The 8,454-nt window shown below is 57.6% G+C and carries 7 protein-coding genes and 2 riboswitches; all 7 genes read left to right on the top strand.

Going from position 1 to position 8,454, the window contains the following annotated elements:
* The first annotated feature begins 135 nt into the window (after window positions 1-135).
* Window positions 136-255: riboswitch (FMN riboswitch) on the top strand.
* Window positions 256-356: 101 nt separating this feature from the next.
* Entirely contained in the window at window positions 357-914 is a 558-nt protein-coding gene (locus D5269_RS12845) for an ECF transporter S component (protein ID WP_016317118.1), read from the top strand.
* Window positions 915-1,000: 86 nt separating this feature from the next.
* Window positions 1,001-1,095: riboswitch (SAM riboswitch) on the top strand.
* A 130-nt stretch (window positions 1,096-1,225) separates the two neighbouring features.
* On the top strand, window positions 1,226-3,022 hold the full coding sequence (locus tag D5269_RS12840; protein WP_120485905.1) for an N-acetylmuramoyl-L-alanine amidase: 1,797 nt from the start codon (window positions 1,226-1,228) through the stop codon (window positions 3,020-3,022).
* Window positions 3,023-3,050: 28 nt separating this feature from the next.
* A complete protein-coding gene (locus D5269_RS12835; protein ID WP_120485904.1) occupies window positions 3,051-3,683 on the top strand; it encodes a DUF4241 domain-containing protein in 633 nt (210 codons plus the stop codon).
* A gap of 108 nt (window positions 3,684-3,791) precedes the next feature.
* Window positions 3,792-4,973 (top strand): methionine adenosyltransferase, encoded by a 1,182-nt coding sequence (gene metK / locus D5269_RS12830; RefSeq protein WP_016317121.1) that lies wholly within the window; start codon window positions 3,792-3,794, stop codon window positions 4,971-4,973.
* A 63-nt stretch (window positions 4,974-5,036) separates the two neighbouring features.
* The gene (locus D5269_RS12825) at window positions 5,037-5,369 is read left to right on the top strand and encodes a hypothetical protein (RefSeq protein ID WP_120485903.1); all 333 of its coding nucleotides are present in this window, start codon (window positions 5,037-5,039) and stop codon (window positions 5,367-5,369) included.
* A gap of 111 nt (window positions 5,370-5,480) precedes the next feature.
* The gene (locus D5269_RS12820) at window positions 5,481-7,697 is read left to right on the top strand and encodes an ATP-dependent RecD-like DNA helicase (RefSeq protein ID WP_120485902.1); all 2,217 of its coding nucleotides are present in this window, start codon (window positions 5,481-5,483) and stop codon (window positions 7,695-7,697) included.
* Window positions 7,690-8,418, top strand: coding sequence for a phosphoribosyltransferase family protein (locus tag D5269_RS12815; protein ID WP_016317124.1), 729 nt, complete (start codon window positions 7,690-7,692; stop codon window positions 8,416-8,418). Before D5269_RS12820 ends, D5269_RS12815 begins: the two co-directional genes overlap by 8 nt.
* Window positions 8,419-8,454 lie beyond the last annotated feature (36 nt).

Here is an 8,454-nt window from a genome sequence, read left to right as displayed (position 1 = left end):
ATTTTAATCTTTTTAATTCCATATTCCTGATTATATCTCTTTTTGGCAAAATTTCAAATGCTGTTGCCCTGCATCTTGTGCGGAGGCCGCTTGACAAACGGGATACACCGCGCTATAATAAAAACAAATTTAACAGGTCTGTTTCAGGGCGGGGTGCAATTCCCCACTGGCGGTAAAGTCCGCGACCCGGCGAAAGTCGGCTGAATGGGTGGAACTCCCATACCAACGGTATAGTCCGGATAAAAGAAACAGCGTAGCTTTCCCGGGTTTTCCCGCGACACGCTGCCGCCCTTGCGCTTTTTGCCGCAAGGGCGTTTCGTTTCCCCGACAGGCTCTATTCTATGGAGGGAACAAGCATGAAAACATCCACCAAAAAACTCACCACAATGGCGATGCTCGCCGCACTTTCAATCGTCCTGATCTCGATCGTCCATTTTCCGCTTTTCCCGAGTGCACCCTGGATGGAGTATGACCCTGCGGACATCCCCATCTTCATCGGGACGTTTCTGTTTGGTCCGATTTCGGGCCTGTTGTTAACCGTCGCCGTTTCGGTGATCCAGGGGGTAACTGTGAGCGCCGCGTCCGGCCCGATCGGCATTGTGATGCATATTCTGGCGACAGGCTCGTTTGCGCTGCTGGCCGGAAACATTTATAAGCGGCGGCATACCCGCGGTGGGGCAGTTGCAGCGATTTTGGCAGGTGTTGCTTCGATGACCATTATGATGGTATTCTGCAATCTGGTCTTTACCCCGATTTTCATGGGCACCCCGATTGATGCGGTCATTCCGATGCTGCTTCCGGTGATCGTGCCGTTTAACCTTGCCAAAGCCGGGATCAACGGTCTGGTGACATACATCGTCTACAAACCCATTGGCCAGCTTCTGCGCTATGAGCAGGGGCAGCAGGCAGCCTGAGCATCTGAAAAAAGCGCTTGACAATCTACCAAAGTTGGTGTAAACTTTTCTTCAGAAGAAACTTAAATTTTAAATTTCATATTTCTACCTTATAAAGAGTGACGGAGGGACAGGCCCTATGAAGTCCGGCAACCTGCATCTGCAAGGTGCCAAATCCTGCGGTATGACCGAGAGATGAGGAAAGATAGAACGCTCGGTGTATACCGGGCGTTTTTTACAGCAGATTTCGACCAGACCCGCGCAGGAATTCCGCGTAAAAACCGCACTTCTATAAAAAAGCCTGGAAAACCAGAGGGCGGGAGGAACCAAAGATGCAGAAAAAACAGATCAAAAACCGGCTTGTCAGCTTTGTACTTGTGCTAGCGGTTTGTGTGGGAGTTTCGGTCGCACCGGCAGCGGCGCAGGGCGGATATAACGACCTTGAAGCGATTACTGGCCACGTCAGCCTCACGATTCCACAGGGATTGACGGTTTCACGTCCCAGCGGGCAGATTACGACGACTGATGCTGCTTATTTTATTGCTGGTACTTCCGACCCTGGCCTGCCGCTGACCCTCAATGGACAGGAGGTCGAGCAGCGGGGCGTGCGGGGCAGCTTTGGGGTTTATGTCGCCCTTGACGCGGGAACCAACCGCTTTGTGCTCGAGCAGGGCAGTGCGCGTGAGGAAGTTATCATCGTGCGGGGGAATGCTTCCGCTGAAGCTGCAACTACGACAGTGATCTCCCGGATGGCGCCTGCCTACGACTGTGCAACCTTCAGCGGCGAAACGATCACGCTTTCCTGTGTAGCTCCTTCGGGGGCGAGCGTGACTGCGTCGATCGGGAACAGGCAGGTCACATTGGAGCAGAGCGCCGCAACCGCTAAAGCGGGCGTTCCCGCAACCTTCACCGCCAAGCTCACGGCGGGCGAGGTCAGCGGCACCAAAGACCTCGGGCAGGTGGTCTACACCCTCAATGGGCAGACCGATTTCGAGTCGGAGGGCAGGGTCTACATAACCGGGTCGGGAAGCCGGCTGGCAGTACAGGTCAAGAACGACGCTACGGTAGTTTACAGCGATGCACAGCGCAGCAGGTTTATTGATACTGCCAAGCTGGGCGGGATTGACACAGTAAAGGACATCAACGGCGACCTTTACGAGTTGTCGACCGGCGGCTGGGTCCCGCGGGAGGCGATGCAGCCGTTGACCGAGGAGGTTCCGCTCCGTCTGTCGGTGGAACAGGCCCTTTTTGGCGCGACCGACGACGGGAACGGCGAGGTCTACTCCTTCCCCGGCAGTGCACGCCCGATGGTTCGGTCCTATCAGGACAGTGAAAAGCTGTTTGTGCGGCTGTGCAACACCACCATGAGCAGCGATGCGGTCTCCGAGCTGAAGGCAGCGGTTTCCAACAGCCGGGTGTTCGGCGGGGTGGCAGTCTCCCAAAAGGATGGGTACGCTGACCTGACCTTCCAACTGTCGGGAAACCGCACGCTGTGGGGCTATGACATCACCTATGGCAGAGAGGGCGGGATCAACGTCTTTGCAAAATACAAGCCTTCCCTCCAGCAGGGGAGCCGTCCACTTGCCGGGATTACGATTGCGGTCGATGCAGGGCATGGCGGAAGCGATCCAGGCGCGGTCGGGGTTCCAGGGACGAAGGCTGCGATGGAAAAGGACATCAACCTCGCGACTGCCATCGCGGTGCAGAAGCGGTTGGAATCGCTGGGCGCGACCGTCCTGATGACCCGCGCCGAAGACGAGAACCCGCCGATCAATGACCGGATGCAGGGCACAGTGGATGCAGACCTGTTCATCTCGCTCCACTGCAACAGCATTTCCTACGACCGCGATACCAACAAGGCTGGCGGTACCGAGGTTTACTATTATGAGGATCAGTCCCAGCGGCTTGCCCAAATCCTCGCAGCCAATGTTGCGGATTACACCGGCCGCACCAACCGGGGCGCGAAGTTTTCGGCCTTCCGGGTGACCCTCAATACCTATGCGCCAGCGGTACTGGTTGAGATGGGGTTCCTGACCAACCCCGCCGAGTATGACTCGATGACCAGCCGTTCCGGCATCTTCCGGACTGCCAATGCGGTCGGGGATGGGGTGATCGCCGTTTTTCGATGAGTTCTGATCCAAAAGGGGAGTGTGCAGGATGTATCTGAATGAACCGCTTTTGAAAGCAGTATCCGCAGGGAGTGCCGGCCGGTTTCTCAAGGAGGGCGAAAGCCTGCGTTCCCAACCGCTGGGGGAGCTTTATCTGCCGACCGGGAAAATCGTTGCAAATGACCCCTGCTGCCTGTTCGAGGGAACCCCATTTACAAGGACAGTCCCTCCCGGCAGCTACCCGGTGAACCTCTGGGTCTGGGAGGGCGGCGGCGACAGACGGGTGGCGTTTGCCGGCCTGCGGTTCCGCGAGGGGGCGCCGGTGCGGTTTGAGATGGCGCTGCTCGCGGGACAGGATACCGCGGAGCTTTCGGAAGATGGCTTTTACGGCTATGGTGTGGACAGTGGGACCGGTGGGTTTATGGACGAACAGACCTTCCTCCGGCTGACCGAAGGGTTGGAGGAATGGGAGGGCGGCATTTTTTCGGCGCTGGATGACGCGCTCGAAAAGAGCTATGTGGATACCTATTCGGCTGCAAACGTCCGGCTTCCGGACAGCGAATACAACGTTGCGGCGTTTTCAAGCGGCTGGGGGGACGGCGGATACCCTTCCTACTGGGGGTTCGACGCCGAGGGGCAGCTCTGCTGCCTGATGACCGATTTCTGTATCCTTGACCTGTGACCATCAAAACATGAAAAATTTGCCCGGGCTGTGGATTCTGCAGGCCGCAGACCCGCGTATTTATATAGAAAACCATTCACGATTCAGCAAAAAGGAGTTTGATTTTTTATGGCGAAGTATCTGTTTACATCCGAGTCGGTCACCGAGGGACATCCGGACAAAATCTGCGACCAGATTTCGGACGCGGTGCTCGATGCGATCATTGCAAATGATCCCGGGGCGCGTGTCGCCTGCGAAACCGCAGTGACCACCGGCATGGTGATGATTATGGGTGAAATTTCTACCAAATGTTATGTGGATATTCCGGCGATCGCGCGCAAGACGATCGAAGAGATCGGCTATGACCGCGCGAAATACGGGTTTGACTGCAAGACCTGTGCGGTGCTGACCAGCATTGACGAGCAGTCGGGGGATATTGCAATGGGCGTGGACGATGCGCTCGAGTACCGCGACGCCGATACCAGCAAGGAGGACGCGACCGGTGCAGGGGACCAGGGGATGATGTTCGGCTATGCAAGCGATGAAACCCCCGAGCTGATGCCCATGCCGATTTCGCTGGCACATAAGCTCGCAAAGCAGCTTACCAAAGTACGCAAGGAGGGGGTTCTTCCCTATCTGCGCCCGGACGGCAAAACCCAGGTTACGATCGAATATGAGGACGACCGTCCTGTCCGCGTGGATGCGGTGGTGATCTCCAACCAGCACGCCCCGGAGGTGTCGCTCGAGCAGATCCGCGCCGATGTGATCGAAAAGGTCATCAAGGAGATCGTGCCCGCCAACCTGATGGACGAAAACACCAAGATTTTTGTCAACCCGACCGGACGGTTTGTGATCGGCGGCCCGCAGGGGGATTCCGGCCTGACCGGGCGCAAGATCATTGTTGACACCTACGGCGGCTCCGGGCGGCATGGCGGCGGCGCATTCTCGGGCAAGGACCCCACGAAGGTCGACCGCTCGGCAGCCTATGCGGCGCGCTATGTCGCCAAGAACATCGTTGCGGCGAAGCTCGCCAGGCGTTGTGAAGTCCAGCTCGCCTATGCGATCGGGGTAGCACATCCGGTTTCGGTCAATGTCAATACCTTTGGTACCGGCACAGTTTCGGACGAAAAGCTCGAGCAGGCAGTGAAAGAGGTGTTCGATCTGCGGCCTGCGGTGATCATCCGCACCCTCGATCTGCGCCGCCCGATCTACCGTCAGCTCGCGGCTTACGGGCATATGGGCCGTGAGGACCTCGGGGTCATTTGGGAGAAAACCGACAAGGCTGATGCGCTTTTGGCGGCAGTCCGGTAAGAATTCGGGAAAACACAGGCAAAAAATCACCTTTCTGCATAGGATGCAGGGAGGTGATTTTTTATGGTGGAAATAATCCTTTGGCTGACAGTGGCGGCATTGGCGTGTGTCGGGTTTGTGCAGGTCTGTACCTGGATTTCGATTCGGATGGGCAGCAGGCGCAGCCGGGTGTACCGGGTATTCCCGATCGGCGGGGAGGGGAGCACCGATGAACAGCTTGCGCAGGTCTACTCCTGTCTGCAATGGGAGGCGAACCCTTCCCAGCAGGTCTATGTCCTCTACGATGTGGGGCTGGATGAGGGCGGCGTGCGGGAATGCAGGGTGCTCACCAGCGGTACCGGGATCCGGTTTGTGCAGTCGGCCCAAGAGCTGGACGCACTGCTGGCCGGGCGATGAAAATATTTACATTTTCGCCGATCCGTATTATACTGGTATAGTCAATATCGTTGGGAATGGTTCGGTTTTTCCGCGTGTTGGCTATCTGGTCACGAAAGGATGGGTGCACAGGTGGAAAGCGGGGAGCTTTACAGATTGGAAGGCAGTGTGGAGACCATCGTGTTTCACAATCCGGAAAATGGGTACACTGTGCTCGAGCTGGCAACCGATGAGGAGCTGATGACTGTCGTTGGTGAGTTTGCCGACATCTCGGTGGGAGAGACGCTGATCGTCACCGGCACCTATTCCAACCATCCCAAATACGGGCTGCAACTGAAAGCACAGATTTATGAACGGCTGATGCCTGCAACCGCGACCGCAATCGCAAGCTATCTTGCGTCCGGGGCGATCAAGGGGGTTGGGCCGGCCATCGCCAAAAGGCTGGTGCAGATGTTTGGAGACGAGACCCTCACGATCATCGAACAGGACCCGGAACAACTGACAAAAATTCGGGGAATTACGGCAAAAAAAGCAGAACAGATTTCCAATGAGTATAAAAAACTTTTTGGAATCCGTACCGTTATGCTTTTTCTCGCCAAATTTGGAGTGCCTGCGGCGTTTGCAATCAAGACCTGGAAAAAATTTGGACTCTCTGCGCAGGAAATGGTGTCGCAAAATCCGTATGTCCTCTGCTGCGAGGAAATCGGCATCGGATTTGAAACTGCGGATGCGATCGCCCGGCAGGGCGGGCTCCAGCAGGACGGGTTCGAGCGGATTTCCGCGGGGCTTCAGCATATCCTGCGCCACAACACCAACAACGGGCATGTCTGCCTGCCCGCGCGTAAACTGATCGAGGTCTGTCAGCCGCTGCTTGAGGTCGACAGCCATCTGATCGGGGATGCGCTGGACCTGCTGGTCGAACAGAATGAGCTGGTGCGGGTCGAGGTGGACGGGGAACCGTTCATCTATCTGCCGCGGTACTACGAGGCGGAATGCTATATCGCGAGCAAGCTCGCACTGATGCTGGGGAGCCGTCCGGAAGGCATCATAGCGGATATCGGCGGGGTGATCGACGGCCTCGAACAAAAACAGGGGATCCAATATGCGCGGCTTCAGAGGGAAGCGATCATCACCGCGATCACCCAGCCTTTGATGGTCCTGACAGGGGGCCCCGGGACCGGAAAAACCACCGCGATTTCGGCGATTATCCGCCTGCTGACCCAGACGGGCGCAAAGGTTGCGCTGGCAGCTCCGACCGGGCGGGCCGCCAAACGGATGGCCGATCTCACCGGCGTGGAGGCCAAGACGGTGCACCGGCTGCTCGAGGTCGATTTCGGCGACGGCAGCGGCGTCACCCGGTTCAAGCGCAACGAGAAAAACCCGCTCCCCTTTGAGGCGGTCATCATCGACGAAACCTCGATGATGGATACGCTGCTTTTTGAATCGCTTCTGCGTGCACTGCGGTTTTCCTGCCGCCTGATCCTGGTCGGCGATCCGGACCAGCTCCCGTCGGTGGGGGCGGGCAACATTCTGGGGGATTTGATCGAGAGCGGAGAGGTGCCGGTGGTGCATCTTACCGAGATCTTCCGGCAGGCGGCGCAGAGCCTGATTATCACCAATGCCCACGCGATTGTGACCGGGGAATATCCCCGGCTGGATGTGCGGGACAACGACTTCTTTTTCCTGCCCGACAGTTCCACCGCCCGGATTGCGGCGACTACTGCCGACCTCTGTGCCAGGCGCCTGCCCAACCGCTACGGTTATTCCCCGCTCTGGGATATTCAGGTGATCGCGCCGACCCGGGTGGGGGCGGTCGGCACCGGCGAGCTGAACCGGGTGTTGCAGGAGACCCTCAACCCACCGGCCCCCTCCAAAAAGGAGTTCAAGGCGGGGACTGCGGTCTTTCGCGAGGGGGACAAGGTCATGCAGATCCGCAACAACTACGACCTGCTTTGGGAAAAGGAGGATGGCGAGGAAGGGATGGGGATTTTCAACGGGGACATCGGTGTGATCGAGCTGATTAACCGTCCGTCCTCCTCCATTGTGATCCGGTTTGACGATCGTCTCGCTGAATATTCATTTGATATGGCCAACGAACTGGAGCTGGCATATGCGATCACAGTGCATAAGAGCCAGGGCAACGAATACGACGCAGTGATCATGCCGCTCATGGACGGGCGCAGCCGGATGTACTACCGCAACCTGCTTTATACGGCGGTGACCCGCGCCAAACGGCTGTTGATCCTGCTCGGTTCCCGTCGGACGGTCTATTATATGGTGGACAACCATAAAAAATCCCGCCGGTATACCAATCTGGTGCATCTTCTGGGGGAGGTTTGCCATGAGTGATCCGCTGCGGGAAAGGCTGCTCCGCCTGTTGTTCCCACATAAATGTTTCTGCTGTACGGCGCTGCTTCCGGACGGCGGATACCTTTGTCCCGCATGTGCCAAAACCCTGCCGCGCATCGAGCCGGGACGGTTCCCAAATCTGCCGCCGTTTGTCCGGGTGGCTGCCCCGCTCTATTACAAGGATGGGGTCCGTCAGGGAATTCACCGGTTCAAATACGATGGGCGGTCGTATTATGCTGCTTTTTTAGCGGGCCTGATGGCGGAACGGCTCTTGGAAATCCCCGGCCTGCCCCGGTTCGACCTGCTGACCTATGTACCGCCCGCCCCGCATAAACTGCGGCAACGCGGGTTTTGCCCTGCCGGGATGCTCGCCCAACAGCTTTCGAGGCGGTTGAAAATCAGGGTGCGGGATGGCCTGATCGGTCATACCGAAAACACGGTCGCGCAGATGACCCTTTCGGATCGTCTGGAACGGGAGGCAAACGCCCGGCAATCATTTGCGGGAGTGCGGGGTGTGCGGCTCCACGGGGAACGGATTTTGCTGGTGGACGATGTGCTGACCACCGGCTCTACCGCGCGAAGATGCGCCAGCCTGCTGGCACGTGCAGGCGCTGGGGAAATCTGGATGGCGGCTGCCGCAGTGGTGCCGCATCAGGAATGGGAGTCCCCGGACATGCCACGCTTTTCTGAGAAAGATGTTGAAAGGGCCGGGATTTTGTAGTATAATGGAGGTGTCTGAAAGGCTGCTGATAGCAAG

Source organism: Anaerotruncus sp. 1XD42-93 (assembly GCF_009917605.1).
Lineage (GTDB): Bacteria > Bacillota > Clostridia > Oscillospirales > Ruminococcaceae > Anaerotruncus.
Note: the sequence above shows the minus strand (reverse complement) of the source record. Positions and strands in the feature narration are given on the sequence as shown.

Bases quoted from the DNA above. Each gene is read 5' to 3' on its own strand.
- D5269_RS12845 (WP_016317118.1), top strand. From the start codon at position 357: ATGAAAACATCCACCAAAAAACTCACCACAATGGCGATGCTCGCCGCA.
- D5269_RS12840 (WP_120485905.1), top strand. From the start codon at position 1,226: ATGCAGAAAAAACAGATCAAAAACCGGCTTGTCAGCTTTGTACTTGTG.
- D5269_RS12835 (WP_120485904.1), top strand. From the start codon at position 3,051: ATGTATCTGAATGAACCGCTTTTGAAAGCAGTATCCGCAGGGAGTGCC.
- metK (WP_016317121.1), top strand. From the start codon at position 3,792: ATGGCGAAGTATCTGTTTACATCCGAGTCGGTCACCGAGGGACATCCG.
- D5269_RS12825 (WP_120485903.1), top strand. From the start codon at position 5,037: ATGGTGGAAATAATCCTTTGGCTGACAGTGGCGGCATTGGCGTGTGTC.
- D5269_RS12815 (WP_016317124.1), top strand. From the start codon at position 7,690: ATGAGTGATCCGCTGCGGGAAAGGCTGCTCCGCCTGTTGTTCCCACAT.